The 15,805-nt window shown below is 69.1% G+C and carries 13 protein-coding genes; 5 read left to right on the top strand and 8 right to left on the bottom strand.

Annotated features, from left to right (window positions below; translation table 11 throughout):
- Positions 1-33 precede the first annotated feature (33 nt).
- The gene (locus HH310_RS14815) at positions 34-885 is read right to left on the bottom strand and encodes a helix-turn-helix transcriptional regulator (RefSeq protein ID WP_312034075.1); all 852 of its coding nucleotides are present in this window, start codon (positions 883-885) and stop codon (positions 34-36) included.
- Between the two features lie 224 nt (positions 886-1,109).
- Here HH310_RS14815 and HH310_RS14820 point away from each other — a divergent pair, with 224 nt between their 5' ends.
- Positions 1,110-1,511: a VOC family protein gene (locus tag HH310_RS14820; protein ID WP_169176086.1), complete on the top strand. Its 402-nt coding sequence runs from the start codon at positions 1,110-1,112 to the stop codon at positions 1,509-1,511.
- A gap of 66 nt (positions 1,512-1,577) precedes the next feature.
- Here HH310_RS14820 and HH310_RS14825 read toward each other — a convergent pair whose 3' ends face one another.
- From HH310_RS14825 to HH310_RS14855, 7 genes are all read right to left on the bottom strand, one after another.
- Positions 1,578-3,593, bottom strand: a complete 2,016-nt coding sequence (locus HH310_RS14825; RefSeq protein ID WP_169176087.1) for a M6 family metalloprotease domain-containing protein — start codon at positions 3,591-3,593, stop codon at positions 1,578-1,580.
- Positions 3,594-3,686: 93 nt separating this feature from the next.
- Positions 3,687-4,958: an ABC transporter ATP-binding protein gene (locus HH310_RS14830; protein ID WP_169176088.1), complete on the bottom strand. Its 1,272-nt coding sequence runs from the start codon at positions 4,956-4,958 to the stop codon at positions 3,687-3,689.
- Positions 4,942-5,898: an ABC transporter ATP-binding protein gene (locus HH310_RS14835; RefSeq protein ID WP_169176089.1), complete on the bottom strand. Its 957-nt coding sequence runs from the start codon at positions 5,896-5,898 to the stop codon at positions 4,942-4,944. The genes HH310_RS14830 and HH310_RS14835 overlap by 17 nt, the downstream gene beginning before the upstream one ends.
- A complete protein-coding gene (locus HH310_RS14840; RefSeq protein WP_169176090.1) occupies positions 5,895-6,860 on the bottom strand; it encodes an ABC transporter permease in 966 nt (321 codons plus the stop codon). The genes HH310_RS14835 and HH310_RS14840 overlap by 4 nt, the downstream gene beginning before the upstream one ends.
- Entirely contained in the window at positions 6,860-7,882 is a 1,023-nt protein-coding gene (locus tag HH310_RS14845; RefSeq protein WP_211192137.1) for an ABC transporter permease, read from the bottom strand. Before HH310_RS14845 ends, HH310_RS14840 begins: the two co-directional genes overlap by 1 nt.
- A gap of 61 nt (positions 7,883-7,943) precedes the next feature.
- Positions 7,944-9,515 (bottom strand): ABC transporter substrate-binding protein, encoded by a 1,572-nt coding sequence (locus HH310_RS14850; RefSeq protein ID WP_169176091.1) that lies wholly within the window; start codon positions 9,513-9,515, stop codon positions 7,944-7,946.
- Positions 9,516-9,525: 10 nt separating this feature from the next.
- On the bottom strand, positions 9,526-10,431 hold the full coding sequence (locus HH310_RS14855) for a dihydrodipicolinate synthase family protein (protein WP_169176092.1): 906 nt from the start codon (positions 10,429-10,431) through the stop codon (positions 9,526-9,528).
- Positions 10,432-10,625: 194 nt separating this feature from the next.
- On the opposite strand from HH310_RS14855, the gene HH310_RS14860 reads away from it, so the two are divergent.
- The 4 genes from HH310_RS14860 to HH310_RS14875 all read left to right on the top strand — a co-directional run bounded on the left by HH310_RS14860 (position 10,626) and on the right by HH310_RS14875 (position 15,792).
- The gene (locus HH310_RS14860) at positions 10,626-11,852 is read left to right on the top strand and encodes a helix-turn-helix domain-containing protein (RefSeq protein ID WP_169176093.1); all 1,227 of its coding nucleotides are present in this window, start codon (positions 10,626-10,628) and stop codon (positions 11,850-11,852) included.
- 90 nt (positions 11,853-11,942) lie between these two features.
- On the top strand, positions 11,943-14,489 hold the full coding sequence (locus tag HH310_RS14865; RefSeq protein ID WP_169176094.1) for a M64 family metallopeptidase: 2,547 nt from the start codon (positions 11,943-11,945) through the stop codon (positions 14,487-14,489).
- A 120-nt stretch (positions 14,490-14,609) separates the two neighbouring features.
- Positions 14,610-14,894, top strand: coding sequence for a BON domain-containing protein (locus HH310_RS14870; RefSeq protein WP_169176095.1), 285 nt, complete (start codon positions 14,610-14,612; stop codon positions 14,892-14,894).
- A gap of 103 nt (positions 14,895-14,997) precedes the next feature.
- Positions 14,998-15,792, top strand: a complete 795-nt coding sequence (locus HH310_RS14875; RefSeq protein WP_169176096.1) for a BTAD domain-containing putative transcriptional regulator — start codon at positions 14,998-15,000, stop codon at positions 15,790-15,792.
- The last annotated feature ends 13 nt before the right edge of the window (positions 15,793-15,805 follow it).

A 15,805-nucleotide genomic window follows, 5' to 3' on the forward strand; every position in this document is an offset into this window, starting at 1 on the left:
GCGTCCCTCCAACGTGGTCGGCATGGCGTGACTCTATGCCGGAGACCCGGCGCCCGTTCCGGTTACCAGAAAACGTAGCCTCTCCTCGGACGGTGAGCCCACATCGGGGGTGTAGGCCGAGATGAACGCACCGTCGGCCCCGGGGATGGGCAGGGTTTCCCAGTTCACCGTGATCACTCCGACGGCCTCGTGGAGGAATTGCTTCCGGCCGTGACCGTGCTGGTAGAGCCGATAGTCGGCCCACATCCGCGCGAAGTCGGCGGACGCTGTTTTCAGCACGCCGACCAGCCGCTCCAGTTCGTCATCCTGGACGTGGGGGTTGCGGTTGGCGCGCAGTGCCGCGACTGCTTCGGCCGCGACCTCCTCCCACTGCGGAAACAGCACCCGGGTCCGCGGGTCGAGGAACAGCCATCGCACGATGTTGCGCTCGGCGACTGGCATCGCGTCGAAGTCGGCCGACAGAATCCGCGCCGCCCGATTGGAGAGGAGCACGTCAAGCCTGCGACTCAGGAGGAGTGCGGGGATCGGGTCCATCGATGCGACAAGTGTCTGCAGGGCGGCGCGGGGGCGCGCCGTCACCGGGGGTTGACGCCGGCCCGGGAACCGATGCGGAACGACCAGCGCGCGGAGGTGCTGGCGTTCCAGCGAATCCAGGTGCAGCGCGTCCTCGATCGCGGTGAGCACCTGGTCGGAGACCACACCGACACGACCCTGTTCGAGGCGGGCGTAGTAGTCGACGCTGACGCCGGACAGGGCCGCCACCTCCGCACGCCGTAGGCCCCGCGCCCGCCGCTGCACGGGTGACTGTGGCAAGCCGACGGAAGCAGGGTCGATCGCCGCTCTCCGCGACATCAAAAAGGCCCGCAACTCACCACTCGCAACCATGACAGAATTATTTCGCGAGGCCACCGGGACAGCGAGAGCGACGACTATTAGTTAGCTCACGGTCGAGTTCCCGCTCGATGATCGATCGGGCTGAAGCCCCAGAATGACGAGCCCCTTAGCTGGTCCTGCCAGTGCCTGTTAAGCAGCCCGAACCGGTGGGACGCCGTGCCAAAGTTGAGCTGGTGCGAACATCTCTGCCCGGCCGACACAATGAGGAGAATGAGATGACGACCGCTGCGGCTCGGCTCGATCACATTGCTTTCCTAGTGCCCGACTTACCGACCGCGATCACCGCGTGGGAAAGCATGTTCGGAATTTCCTTCGGTGCTGTTTCAAAACGGACCATGCAGCTCCGTCACGATGGCAAGGTGATCGACACGGTCGTGCACAACGCATTCGCGTCGATCGGCAGGATGTCGGTCGAACTGCTCGAAGCGAGCGGCGACGACGTCCTCGGCGGCGACCAGCCATACGGCTTCCACCACGTCGGCGTGCGCGCGGCCCATCTGGAAGCCGGCGGCGAAGCCGGCCTCGTGGAGCACGAAAGCATTTTCGCGGGTGGCCGGCGCCTGGCCTGGTTCGCGGGCACGCCCTCGATGCCAGGAGTGCGCGTCGAAGTGGCCTGAGGGGCACGAGAGCGCCGGAGCCGCCCCCGGCAAGTGCGTCGGAGGCGGCTCCAGGGCGGGAAAGCCCTACTTAGTGACGCGGCACGTCTTGGTCACCGTCTTCGACGGGTCGCTCACCGACGTCGCCGTCAGGTGCACGACGCCCGCGTTGGAAGCGGAAGCCGTCGCGGCCACCGCCACCTTGACCTTCGCCGTGCCGCCGAACTTCGCCGTGGCCAGCGCGTTGGGCAGGACCGCCTGCCACCCGTTGCCGGTCACCGTGCTCGAAAGCCGGTATACGTCGGACGTCAGGAACTTGGTCGCGTCCTCCGGGTGTGCCTGCCCACCGGACGAGTACACACCGGTGTTGGTCAGGTCGAACGCGCAGGACACCCCCTTCTTGGTGGGCTGCCCGTCGGTGGCCACCGAGCCGTTGCTCAGCGCCACCCCGTGCGTCGACGGCCCACCGGCACCGTCCAGCGACTGGATGGCCACCGTGTACGACAGCACGCCTTCCTTGTCACGCTGCATGTCCAGGATGTAGAAGTGCAGCCGGTTCTGGGTGTCGGTGTACTCGTACTCGCTGCCCGAGCGGCTACCGGCGTGGAACAACGCGTCCGACAACTGCCGGTAGTCACCGATAGTGATCTTCTGAGCCGTACCGTCCGGGCGGTAGAAGTCGATCAGGTTGAGGTCCTGCGGGTTGGCGTCGATCGTCCACTGGAACGGCGCGCTGTCGGCGTTCTTCGTCTTGCTGATCATCACGCCGTGGTCGGGCTGGTACGAGTCCGCGCCCATCCGGTCGATCACTTCGAGCGTGTAGTTGTTGAAGTTACCGCCGTCGCACATCGGGTCCTCGTTGACGTTGCACGGGGTTTCCCGGTCGGCGTTCATCGCCACGTTGACGCCCATGAGCCCGTTGCCGGGGTCCACCGCACGTGAGGTGATCTTCGCGACGATGAGGCCGGAGCCGGCCAGCGCCTCGCGCGACAACCGCAGCACGTTCTTCTCGTCGACGAGCCCGATCTTCGCCTTGTCCCGCAGCGTGTGCAGCGAACCCATCGAACCGCCCTGCACCGAGGGGATCTGCCATCGGGTGTGCGGTCCGCCGGGCCCGTTGAACGATCCCCGGGACATCATGCTGAACGGTCCCGTGTAGTCGCGGCGGGCGGGCACGCTGAACGGATTGTTGTAGTTGTCGCCGATCGACAGCAGGTGACTGAGCTCGTGCGCGTACGTGCCCATGCCGGAGCTCTCCGCCTGGGTGGACGATCCGCCGCCGGCGTTGGGCCAGATCGTCGACGCCGACGCCCAGGACGTCCAGTCCACGTACCGGGTTTTGGCGTAGTTAGGCATGGTCGCGTCCGGCGGCCCGAAGTTCTCCGGAATGGCGTCCTTGTTGAACTTCATCTCGCCGAACTCCTGCCAGGTGGACGACTCGTCCTGCCCGGCCGAGAGGATGAAGACCAGTTCGTACTTGGCCGCTTCCTCGGCGCCGACGGCGTTGCGCCACAGCGCCAGCCCGTCGGTGCGGATGTTCTTGTTACAGGTGTCCGCGGGCGGGCACATCCCCGGGTTCATGTCGTTGGTGATGCCGTACTGGTATGACTTCGACGGCAGCGTGTACACGCCGAAGCTGGTGAGGTCGACGCCGTAGCGGCCGCCGGAGTCCTCCATCCAGTACTCGTGCATGGTGTGGCCACCGTTGAGCGTCTGCGGCTTGTTCAGCAGGTCACGGTAGAAGCCGGGCACCGCGTCCTTGCTGAGGCCGGACGCCGACGGCTGCGGGTTGCCGAAGATCGTCGACCGGGCCCGCTGGGTGACCACGAACGGCTCGTCCGGGTAGTCCAGCGTGACCAGCGCGATGTTGAAGTTGCGAACCGAGCCGCGGACGCTCGGGTTGGCCCAGTCGGTGCCGGGCGGCGCCGTGAAGTCCGCGGTGGTCATGTCGTCCGGGTTTTCCCAGTTCTGCGGGTCGAGCACCTTGAACGGCCCGCTGGCCGGGTCGGGCGCCGCCGACGCGGGCGCGCCCGGGAGTGTGCACACCCCGATCGTCACGAGGCTGGCCGCCGCCGCGGCCAGCAGTCTCTTGGTCAAGCGCATCAAACACCTCTTGTTCGCAGGGCGGGTGCGCCGACCGTATAACTGATCAAGCTGATAGTTACATGTACATGTGTCGCAGCATTCCGGCGCGGCTTACGACGGGTGATGGAGATGGCACGCGACGTGCCCGGACCCGCCCGGAGACGGCAGCAGGCGGGGCTCCACCGGCGACGCGAACCCCACCACCACCTTCCCGTCGCGCACGGACATCGACGTCACGCCGCGCCACAAAGGGTCGTCCGGCGCGTCCGCGCGCGCGTCGTTCAGAACCGTCAGGACGTCGGACGCGGTGTGCAGGCGACCGGGCGCGACCACAACGTCGCCGACCGGCGAGAACTCCAGATCCGGGAAATCCGCGAAAACCCGGGATTCCTGCTCGTACGCCGAAGCGCCCAGCCGCGTCCACCGATCCTCGAGATGTGCTCGCAGGTCCCGCCCCGTCCACCCGCACGGCTCGAACGCCACCGGGCACCGCGGATGGAACGCACACCCGGCGGGCGGCCGGGACGCGTCCGGGATCTCGCCGCGCGGCAGGTCGCGCGGCGCCGACCGGGACGGGTCCGGCACCGGAACGGCCTTCAGCAGCGCCTTCGTGTACGGATGCCGCGGCTGTTCGAAGATGGACGCGACCGAGCCGATCTCGACGATCCGCCCGAGGTACATGATGGCGATCCGATCACAGAACAGCTTCGCCGTGGCCAGATCGTGGGTGATGTACACGTACGTGAGGTCGAGGCGGTCGCGCAACGACGCCATCAGCTCGATGGTCCGCGCCCGCACGCTCATGTCGAGCATGGACACCGGCTCGTCGGCCACGATCAGCGAGGGGTCGAGGATGGCCGCGCGCGCCAGCACCGCCCGCTGCTTCTGCCCGCCGGACAGGTCGGACGGGTACGCCGAGTAGTACCGCTCGGCCGGCGCCAACCCCACCAATTCCAAGGCTTCCAGTACGCGCGTACGGGTCTCGGCCTCGCCGGAGGTCAGTTTGTGGATCTTCAGCGGGTGCCCGATCGCGGTACCCAGATCCATCGCGGGGTTGAGCGCGGCGTGCGGATCCTGGAACACCATCTGCATCCGGCGCCGCAGCGGCCGGATCCGGCGTTCCGGCAGCCCGGCCAGCTCGGTGCCGTCGAAGCGGATGCTGCCGGCGGTCGCGGGCACCAGCCCGAGCAGCGCCCGGCCGAGCGTGGTCTTGCCGCTGCCGGACTCGCCGACCAGCCCGAGCACCTCGCCGCGCCGCAGCGTCAGGTCGACGCCGTCGACCGCCCGGACCACCGCCGAGCCCCGGCCGGTCAGCCGGCTCAGCGCGCCGCCGCGCAGCGTGAAGTGCACCGAGAGCTTGGAGACCTCAACGAGCGTCGACACGGGACCCCCTGAGCCAGCATTCGACCCGCCGGCCGTCGGCGAGACGCGACGTGAGCGGGTCCTGCGACGAACAGATCGGCATGACGTCCGGGCAGCGCGGATGGAACCGGCACCCGCTCGGCGGATCGACCAGGTCGGGTGGCGCGCCGCCGATGGAATGCAGCTCCGACGTGGCCAGCGAGATCGTCGAGCGCAGCAGCTCGCGCGTGTACGGGTGCGACGGGTCGCGGAACACGGTCCGCACGTCGCCCTGCTCGACGATGCGGCCCGCGTACATGACCGCGACCCGGTCGCACGTCTCGGCCACCACGCCGAGGTCGTGCGTGATGAGCAGCAGTGCCATCTGATAGGTCACCCGCAACTCCGACAGCATCGCCAGGATCTGCCCCTCCACCAGCACGTCCAGCGCCGTGGTCGGCTCGTCCGCGATGACCAGGGCCGGGCGCAGCACCAGGGTCAGCGCGACCATGATGCGCTGCCGCATGCCGCCGGAGAACTCGTGCGGGTACTGCTGGTAGCGCGACGGCGGGATGCCGACGTCGCGCAGCGCCGCGAGGGCCCGCTTCTCGCGCTGCGCCTTCGAGACTCCCGGGTCGTGCACCTTCAGCAGCTCGGTGAAGTGCTCGCTGATGCGCATGAGCGGGTCGAGCCGGGTCATCGGTTCCTGGAACACCAGGCCGACCTCGCTGCCCCGGCGCCGGCGCAGCTCCCGCGCGTCGACCGGTTCGCCGCGCAGCGTCACGTCACCGTCCATCTGCGCGCCGTCCGGGAGCAGCCCGAGCAAGCCCTTGCCCAATGTGGACTTGCCGGAACCGGACTCGCCCACCAGGCCGACGACCTCACCGGCCCCGATCGCCAGGTCGACGCCGTCGACGGCCCGGACCGGGCCGCGTGAGCTGCCATACCAGACTCGCAGGCCGCGTACGTCCAGAACGGTCATCGGGGCTCCTTGGCGGCGAGAACGGGCGCCTGCGTGGACGCGGAACGGCCGGGCAGCAGGAAGGCGAACGCCCGGCGCCGGCGCAGCGTCGGGTTCAGCACCTCGTTGAGCCCCTCCCCCAGGATGGTGAGCGCGACCACCAGCACGGTGATGGCCAGGCCCGGGTACAGCGCGGTCCACCAGATGCCGGCGTTCGCGTCGGAGACCGCCCGCTGCAGGTCGTACCCCCACTCGGCGGCCTCGGTGGGCTGGATGCCGTAGCCGAGGAAGCCCAGCCCGGCCAGCGTCAGGATCGCGTCGCCGGCGTTGAGGGTGGCGACCACCGGCACGCTCTGCACGACGTTGGCGAGCAGGTACCGCACGATGATGGTGCGCGGCTTGGCCCCGATCACCCGGGCGGCCTCCACATAGGGCAGTTCCCGGGCGCTCATCGTCGAACCTCGTACCACCCGGAAGTATTGCGGCACGTAGACCACGGTGATGGCCAGCGCGGTCGTCACCACGCCGCTGCCGATCGCGTCGGAGAGCAGGAACGACAACACGATGGCCAGCAACAGGTACGGGAAGGCGAACAGCGCGTCCATCAGCAATACCAGCACGCGGTCCAGCCAGCCGCCCACGAACCCGGAGATCAGGCCCAGCGCCACCCCGATGATCAGCGAGAAGACCACGGCGAGGACGACCACCTCCAGTGCCGTGCGGGCCCCCCAGATCACCCGGGACAGCACGTCGAGCGACTGCACCGTGGTCCCGAACGGATGGTCACCGGACGGATGGCCGAGCTTCGGGAAACGGGTCCCGTCGCTGCGGTACTGGTCGAAGTCGTACGGGGCGATCAGGGGTGCCGCAAGCGCGACCAAAGTGAAGACCAGGACCGTCGCACCGCCGATGTAGAGCAGCCAGCGGGGCACCGCCCCGGTGGACCGGACGGTGGCGAGAGTCCGGCGGAATCGACCGGCCATCAGTATCGGATCCTCGGGTCGACGAGTGCGTTGATGATGTCGATGAGCAGGCTGATCAGCACGACCACGAGCGCGAAGAACGTGATGATGCCCTGCACCGCGGTGTAGTCCCGGTTGTTCAGGTAGTCGACGAGCTGGTTGCCGATGCCGGGCCAGTTGAACGTCTGCTCGGTGAGGACCGCGCCGCCGAGCAGCAACGCGGCCTGCAGGCCCATCACCGTGATCACCGGGACCAGGGCGTTGCGTAACGCGTGCCGCACCACCACCGTCCGGTCCGGGATGCCGCGCGCCCGGGCCGACTCGACGTAGTCGCTGCCCAGCGTCTGGATCACGTTGACCCGGGTCATCCGGACCAGCACCCCGAGCGTGAGCAGGCCCAGCGTGACGGCCGGCAGGACCAGATGTTTCAGCACGTCCCCGGTCGCCTCGCCGTCGCCCGCGATGATGGTGTCGAGCAGCAGGATGTGCGTCTTGGTCTCGACCGTGGCCTGGACCACCGGGCTGGCCTGTCCCGAGGTGGGCAGCCAGCCCAGCGCTTTGCCGAAGAACAACTGGAAGAGCAGGCCGACGAAGAAGACCGGCGCGGCGAAGGTGAGGATGCCGAACAGGCGGATGACGATGTCGTCCGGCTTGTCGCGACGGCGCCCGGCGTGCAGGCCCATCGGCAACCCGAACAGCACCGCCAGGATGACCGCCGCCAGCGTCAGCGTCAGCGTCGCCCCGCCGTTCTCCACGATGATGTCGGTGACCGGCCGGTTGTCGGTCAGCGTCCGGCCGAAGTCGAGCCGGACGATGTGGCCGAGGAAATCCCAGTACTGCTGCAGGATCGGCGCGTCGAACCCGGCCGCGGCCCGGCGCTCGGCGAGCTGGTCCGCCGAGAGCCGGGCACCCAGCGCGGCGCTGACCGGGTCACCCGGCGCGACGCGCATCAGCACGAAAACCATGGTCAGCAAGATCCAGACCATCGGGATGGCCAGCAACAACCTGGTGCCTATGTAACGGGCCAGCGACCCGGACCTCACTGCCCCCACCCCGCCAACCTCCCCTCCCGCCACCCAAGAGCGGACTAAAGACTCTGTTTGCTTAGCTGCTCTTACCGACCAGCCAGAACCGGAACGTGAAGGACGGGTCGAACGTGTCCTCCACACCGGTCACGCCGTCACGGACGGCGGCGAGCTGCTTGCCCTGCCAGATCGGGACCATCGGCACGTCCTCGGCGGTGATCTGCTGGATCTGCGCGAACGCGTCACCCCGCTTGGTCGCGTCGGTGCTGCCCTGCTCGGTGGCGACCAGGTCGGTCAGCTTCGGGTTGAGGTAGCCGTTCTTGTAGTAGCCACCCTTGCCGTCCAGGAACGGCGCCGAGTAGTTGTCCGGGTCCGGGAAGTCCGGGAACCAGCCGAGCTGCCAGGCCGGGTACTGACCGCCCTTGAACGCGGTCTGGTACTGCTGCCACTCGGTGCTCTTGAGCTCGACCTTGAACAGGCCGCTCTCCTCGAGCTGCCGCTTGACCTCGGCGTACTCGTCGGCCGCGTTCGGCCCGTAGTGACTCGGCGTCCACCAGATCGTGGCGTTCACCGGCGTGGTGACCCCGGCCGCGTCCAGGATCGCCTTGGCCTTCGCCTTGTCCGGCGCGCCGAACTTCTCCTTGAAGATGTCGGTCCGGTAGTCGAGACCCTCCGGGATCATCGAGTACAGCGGCGTGACCTGCCCGTCGTACGCGTTCTTGGCGATCGCCTCGCGGTCGATGACCTGGGCCACCGCCTGCCGGACCGCCTTGTTGTTGAACGGCGCGCTGCCCGCCTGGAACACCATGTACCGGATCTCGGTGCTGTTGCCCTCCACCACCTTGACGCCGTTCGACGACTTCAGCGCCTCCAGATCGGAAGGAGCCAGGCCCCGGTACGCCACGTCGACGTCACCCTGCTCGACCGCCAGCTTGAGCGCCGACGCCTGGTCGAAGTACTGCAGGATGAACGAGTTGTTCTTGAGCTGGTCGTCGCCCGAATACTTCTCGTTGGGCGCGAACACCACCTGCTGGCCGTCGGTGTACTTCGAGATCTTGTACGGTCCGGAGCCGATCGCGGCGCTGTTGTCGAGCTTCTTGTCCGGCGGGAACACCTTCGACGGCACGATCGCGCCGGCGCCCGTGGTCAGCACCGACGGCCACGTAGCGTCCGCGTGGTCGAGGTGCATCGTGACGGTCTTCGGGTCGGTCGCGTCGATCGACTTCATGTTCGCGAACAACGACGACGGCCCGGCCGGATCGTTGATCTTGACAACGCGGTCGAACGAGAACTTCACGTCCGCCGAGGTCAGCGGGTCCCCGTTGGAGAACGTGAGCCCGTCGCGCAGGGTACAGACGTACGTGGTCGGATCGGTGAAATCGCACTTCTCGGCCGCGTCCCCGACCGGCTTGACCGAGGTCGTCGGGATCTTCAACAGGTTCTGGTAGACGTTGTAGATGATCGTCCAGGACGGCAGGTCGTACGCGCCGGCCGGGTCCGTGCTGGTCGGCTTGTCGGTCGTGCCGAGCACGACACCGGTCAGCCCGGACGACTCCTTCTCGTCGCCGCCGCCCCCGTCGCCGCCACAACCCGCCGCGACCAGGACCACCGCCAGCCCCGCTCCCAGGGCCTTTATCAATCGTGGTGCCATCGTTCCCCTCTCACTTCTCCAGTGGGTGATCAGGTACGCGTAACGCTCGAACCAGGTCGCGCCGCAGCCTGCCCTGCTCGTCGTCGGTGAGCCGGCCGCGCGGCGGGCGGCACGGGCCGCCGTACCGTCCGGCCAGCTCCATCTCGAGCTTCACCGCCTGCACCGAACCCGCCGTGCCGCTCCAGCCCAGCACCGGGTGCAGCCGCGTGTAGATCGGGAACGCGGCGGCCAGATCGCGGGCCGCGCACAGCCGGTACAGCTCGACGGACAGCTCGGGCAACGAGTTCGGCAGCGCCGCCATCCAGCCCCGCGCCCCGGAGATCATCAGTTCCAGCAGGATGTCGTCGGACCCGACCAGCACGTCCAGGTGCGGGATCAGGTCGTGGATCTGGTGCATCCGGCGCACGTCGCCGCCGGCCTCGTGCACGGCCACCACCCCGTCGGTCTCGGCCACCCGGGCCAGCAGCTCCGGCGTCAGGTCCACGCGGGCGTTCGCCGGGTCGTGGTACGCCACCACGGGCAGCCCGACCGCGGAAACCTCCTGGTAGTGGGCCACCACCTCGTCGTCGCGGGCCGCGTAGCCGTCCGGCGGCGGGACCAGCACCGCGTCCGCGCCGGCCTTCTGCGCCTCCTCGGCCCAGCGCCGCGACTCCCGGCTGCCGTAGCCGCCCACCCCCGGCACCACCGAGCAGCCGACGGGCGCCGCCTCCACGACGGCCCGGACCACGTCGGTGCGTTCCGCGTCGGACAGGCTCTGGACCTCGCTCAGCCCGCTGCACGGGGACACGCCGTCGACGCCCTCGGACGCGAGCCACCGCACATGCTCCTGCAGCCGGTCGAGGTCGAGCGAGAGGTCCTCGCGGAACAGGGTCGGCAGCGTGACCACGGCGCCCTGCCAGGGCTGAGGTGCCTTCATCGAGATGTCTACTCCTCTGCGGGACCGGGTGGACCCGGCGTCACAGTAAGAAACCGCAAAGGGCCGGGTCTTCGGACAACTGCCGGAACGGGGACTCCCCGAATAGGAACGTCCGTAGGGACTCGCTGCGCCCGCTTGCATACGCGCCGCAAGACATCAGAGAGTAGGCATACATCTAAGTAATCGGGGGTCGCGTGGAGCTGCAACGCATCGTCGACGCGGTCGCGGCGCGGGCCGGCCGGCCGGCGCTGATCGAGGACCGCCGCCAGCGGGTCGTCGTCTACAGCGAACACGACGGGCAGATGGACGACGTCCGGCGCAGCTCGATCCTGCGCCGGCACACGACGCCCGAGGTGATCGCCTGGTTCCGCGACGCGGGCATCATGAAGGCGCGCGAGCCGATCCGCACCCCGGCCTGCCCGAAACTGGACCTGCTGCCCCGGGTGTGCGTCCCGATCCGGCACGACGACCTGCTGCTCGGCTTCGTCTGGTTCATCGACGCGGACGAGACCATGTCGTCCGGCGACATCGACTCGGTGAACGGGCCGATGGCCGAGCTGTCGCTCGCCCTGTACCGGGAGAACCTGCTCGGCGAGCTGGCCACCCAGCGCGAGGCGGAGACCACCCGGACGCTGCTGGTGGACGCCCCGGACGTGCGCGAGCACGCGGTGAACGCGCTGCTGGCCGACCAGACCCTGGCCGGCGACGGGCCGAGCACCGCGCTGGTGGCGCAGGTGGTCCCGGCGCGCGGGCAGGCGGTCGACGAGGTGGCCCGGATCGCGCTGGAACAGGCGCTGGTCGCGACCCGCCGCTGGTACGGGGTGCGCGACGCGGTGCACCTGATCCGGCACGACCACGGCGTGCTGGTGCTGTGCGGCGACCGGGTGATCACGCGGCCACCGGCCGACCGGGTCGGGCACCGGCTCGAGGAGACGCTGCGCAACGCCACCCGCGGGGTGGTCTCGGTGAGCCGCACGCTGATCGGGGTGGGCCAGACCCGGTCGCGGCTGGCGGACGCCGCGAACTCCTACGACGAGGCGCTGCAGGCGGCCCGGGTCGGTGCGCAGCTGCCCGCGCTCGGGCCGGTGATCACCTGGGCGGGACTGGGCGTGTATCGCGTGCTGTCGCGCATGGACCAGCAACATCTGGATGCCGGAGGCGTACACCCGGGTCTGGAAAGGTTGCTGGACGACAGTGCGCACATGGTGCTGCTGGAGACCCTCGAGGCGTACCTGGACCTGGCCGGCAACATCCACGCGACGGCGGAACGGCTGCGGCTGCACCGCACCACGCTGTATTACCGGCTGCAGCGCGTGGAGCGGCTGGCCGAGACCGACCTCAAGGACGGCAACGAACGGCTCTGCCTGCACCTGGCGCTGAAGCTGGGCCGTCTTAACGGGCGCTACCGCCCGGAGGCGTAGCAAGGCCGGGCCGGGGATTTCAACACGTGTCGATGGCTCGATACGTCGGAACGCTCCTACGGTCGTACGTCGAAGGGAAAGGTGAATTCCTTGAGACGACTACTCGCCCTGGCCGCCGGACTCGTGCTCGCCGCCACCGGACTGGCCACCCCCGCCCACGCCGCCGTCGAACCCCTGCCCGCCCCCAAGGTCGTGCCGATCCAGGTCACCGGACCGACCACCGAACGCCTCAACCTGATCATCATGGGTGACGGCTACCAGGCCGACCAGCAGAGCATCTTCCGGGCCGATGTGGACCGGAACCTCGCGGTGCTGTGGGCCACCGAGCCGTACCGCTCCTACCGCGACTACATCAACGTCTTCGCGGTGGAGCTGGCCTCCGTCGACTACGGCGTGCGCTGCGACCCGGACGGCCGGGTGCGCAGCCCGGACGGAACGATCCGGGACACCGGCGTGCGGGAGGGGCCGATCGACGCGAAGAACACGGCCCTGCGCATGATCTACCAGAACGGCTGCGCGGACCCGCTGTCGCGCGGCACGGTCTACGGCGGCGCGCCGGTCAACTGCCAGGCCGCGGCGCCGTACTACCCGGCCGGCGTGAACCCGTGCGAGACCGGCAACCAGGCGTTCAACCGCATCATGGACACGTACGTGGCGCCGGTGCTCGGGATTCCGCGGACCTCGCAGAACGTGCAGTCACTGGCCATCTTCAACACGTTCACCTACGGCGGGATCGGCGGCACGCAGGCCACCACCTCGGGTGGCTCGCCGCAGGGGCCGCTGATCTCGATGCACGAGCTCGGCCACTCGCTGGGCACCCTGGTCGACGAATACCCGTACAGCTCGCGAGACGTCATCCGGCCCTGTTACACCGGGGGTGAGCCGTCGAGCTTCCACCACACCATTTACACCGACCCGCAGAAGATGGTCGCCGACCAGGTCAAGTGGTGGCGCTGGGTGGGCGAGGAGAGCCTGTCCGGCGGCACCATCGGCACGCACGAGGGCGGCGGCATGTACCCGTGCGGGCAGCGCCGGCCCAGCGAGCACTCGATGATGCGCTGGATCGGGTTCGACCTCGACCAGATCGGCCGCGAGCACATGGTCGCCCGGATCACCGGCATGCGTAACGCCGGGCAGATGTCGGTGCGGTCCAGCACGGCCGGCACCGTCGCGCGGGACACCGTGCTGTGGGCCGAGTCCGGGCAGCCCAAGGAACACAACCTGCAGTACACGTGGAAGGTCGGCGGCACCCAGGTCGGCAGCAACCAGTACCTCGACCTGCAGCCGCTGGGCCTGCCCGCCGGCACGGTGGTGAGCCTGGAGGTGCGTGACCCGGTCGGCCCGGCCGGCGTGGACTGGGTGCGCAACCCGTCGACGAACAACGCGGCCGCCGACTCCGGGTTCAACGGCCCGCGCTTCGTGCAGACCCGCTCGTGGACGGTCGGCTCGGCCACCGCGCCGGTGTCCCCGGCCGCCGCGGACATCACCTCGTCGACCATGACCAGCCAGCCCCTGGCCGCCGACGAGATCGCGTTCGTCGAGACCAACCACTTCGCCGACCGGGTTCCGCTGGTGAGCTGGGCGCTCGACGGCAGGGCGGTGGCCAACCCGGGCAACCTGCTCACCTTCGATCTGGGCGCCGCTGGTCTGACCGCGGGCAACCACAAGCTGACCGCCACGGTCAGCGATCCCTCGTCGCCGTCCGTCACGGATTCGGTGACCTGGAACGTCGACAACACGATGCCGTCCGCGCCGCGGCGGCTGTCGGCGCCGCTGACCACGGTGGCCGACACGGTCGAGCACCCGGTCTACTTCGACGGCTGGGACATGTGGCTCACCCCGACCGACGACCAGGCCGGCCGCTACGTGGTCGGGCAGCTGCGCGTCGACCACGACGGCTGGTACAACTACTTCGGGTTCCCGGAGCAGCCGATGCCCAACTCGCCGTTCCACTTCAGTCACTCGGGGACGGTCGTGAAGGCGCTGACCTACGGCAACCTCGGGACCGGTGGCCTGTCCCGGGCGGCGTTCGAGCAGACCTTGCCGGACGACCACCCCAGCGGCGGGTTCGTCCCCGGCTTCGGCACGCACGTGGTCGAGCACCGGGCGATCGACCCGTCCGGCAACATCGGGCCGGCGGACAGCTACAAGGCGACGGTGCTGCCCGGTTCGTCGCCGGCCTGCACCCGGACGCTGACCGGCACCCAGGGCTCGGTGACGGTGACCTCGGGCGTGACCTGCCTGACGAACGCGCAGGTCAGCGGGACGGTCACGGTTCGTACCGGCGCCTCGCTGGTGGTCAAGAACAGCCGTCTCAACGGTGCTCTGGTCTCGGCCGGGGCGCAGGCCGTGCAGCTGTTCGGCTCCACGGTGACCATGTCCGTGCAGATCACCGGCACCCGCCGGGACGTCACCATCGCCGGGAGCACGCTGAGCGGCTCGGTGATGCTGGCGAACAACACCCAGGTGACGGCCAACGACCGGTTCACGCGACTCGCCGGGGCGTACGGTCCGCTCCTGGTGGGCAGCAAGGTGACCGGGTCGCTGTCCTGCTCCGGCAACAACGCGCCGGTGAAGGACTTCGGCGCGAAGAATGTCCTGACCGGCTCGCGCACGGGTGACTGCGCGAAGCTTTAACCGATGACGAGGACAGCGGGGCCGGTGTGGCCCCGCTGTCATTCAACTGTCACAATGCCGGGCAACCGCTGCCATACCGGAGGACGATCCTGGGCCCTCGCACGGCCGAAAGGAGCTGAAGTGGTGCCGTTCGGCATGTCCAACGACGGTTCGCACCGCTTCCCCCTGGATCGCTGGATCGCGGGGCGCAACAAGGACGAGTGGCTCGCCGGCCAGGTCGCGGACGCGCTGCGCAAGGACCCGCTGGTCCGCGGCCGGTATCTGGAAATCATCGTGCAGAACCGCGTGGTGGTCCTGCGCGGCGTGCTGAACTCGGAAGAGGCCCGGGAAGCGGCGAGCCGACGCATCTGGACGTTGTCGGGCGTCGCCGACGTGAGCAATCAGCTCTCGGTCGACGAGGAGTAGGTCGTCGATCCGTCCGGCGATCGGTCGCAGATCCGACTGCAATGAGAACTGCAACGGTTGGTGCGGGCGCCCCTCCGACGATGGTTCGGGGGAGGTGAGCAGCATGATCGAGGAACGTCCGGTTCTGGTGGCGCGGTTCCTGGGTGGCTTCCGGGTGACCGTCGGCGATGTCACGGTCGGCACGGGCCCTCGCCGGCGCGTCCGCCAGGTCCTCGCCTATCTGCTGGCACATCGGCGGGCCCCGGTGCCACGCGACGTGCTCGCCGACGTGTTCTGGCCGGATGCCGCACCGGACGCGGCCCGCAACAACCTGCACGTAACGCTCAGCTACGTCCGGCAGGCGCTGCGGGCCGCCCACCCGGCGGCGAGCGTCGAGCGGCGGTTCGACACGTATCGGATTGCCGGTGATGTCGCGGTGTGGACCGACGTGGAGCAGTTCGCCCGGCACCGGGCCGACGGGCTGCGCGCCGAGCGTGCGAACGATGCGGTCGCGGCGCTGCGCAGCCACGAGGCGGCCTGCCAGCTCTACGACGGGGATTTCCTGGCCGACGACCCGTACGCGGCGTGGGCCGAGCCGATCCGGGAGGCCCTGCGCCTGGACGTGATCGACGTGCAGAGCCGGCTGATCGAGGCGTACCTGGAGCAGGGGGCGTACGCCCCGGCCACCATCCTGGCGCGGCGTCTGGTCGAGATGGACCCCTGCAACGAGCAGGCGCACCGCCGTCTGATGAGCTGTTACGCGGCGTCCGGGCAGCGGCATCTCGCGTTATCGCAGTACCACCGGCTGTGTGATCTGCTGTGGACCACGCTGCGGGTGGCGCCGTCGGCCCGAACCACCGAACTGTTCCGCGAGTTGTGCCATCCCCGGCACGATCGGCTCGCCGGGCTTGCGTCCTGAGGCGGGCGGCGTA

It is taken from the genome of Actinoplanes sp. TBRC 11911, from assembly GCF_012933445.1.
Lineage (GTDB): Bacteria > Actinomycetota > Actinomycetes > Mycobacteriales > Micromonosporaceae > Actinoplanes.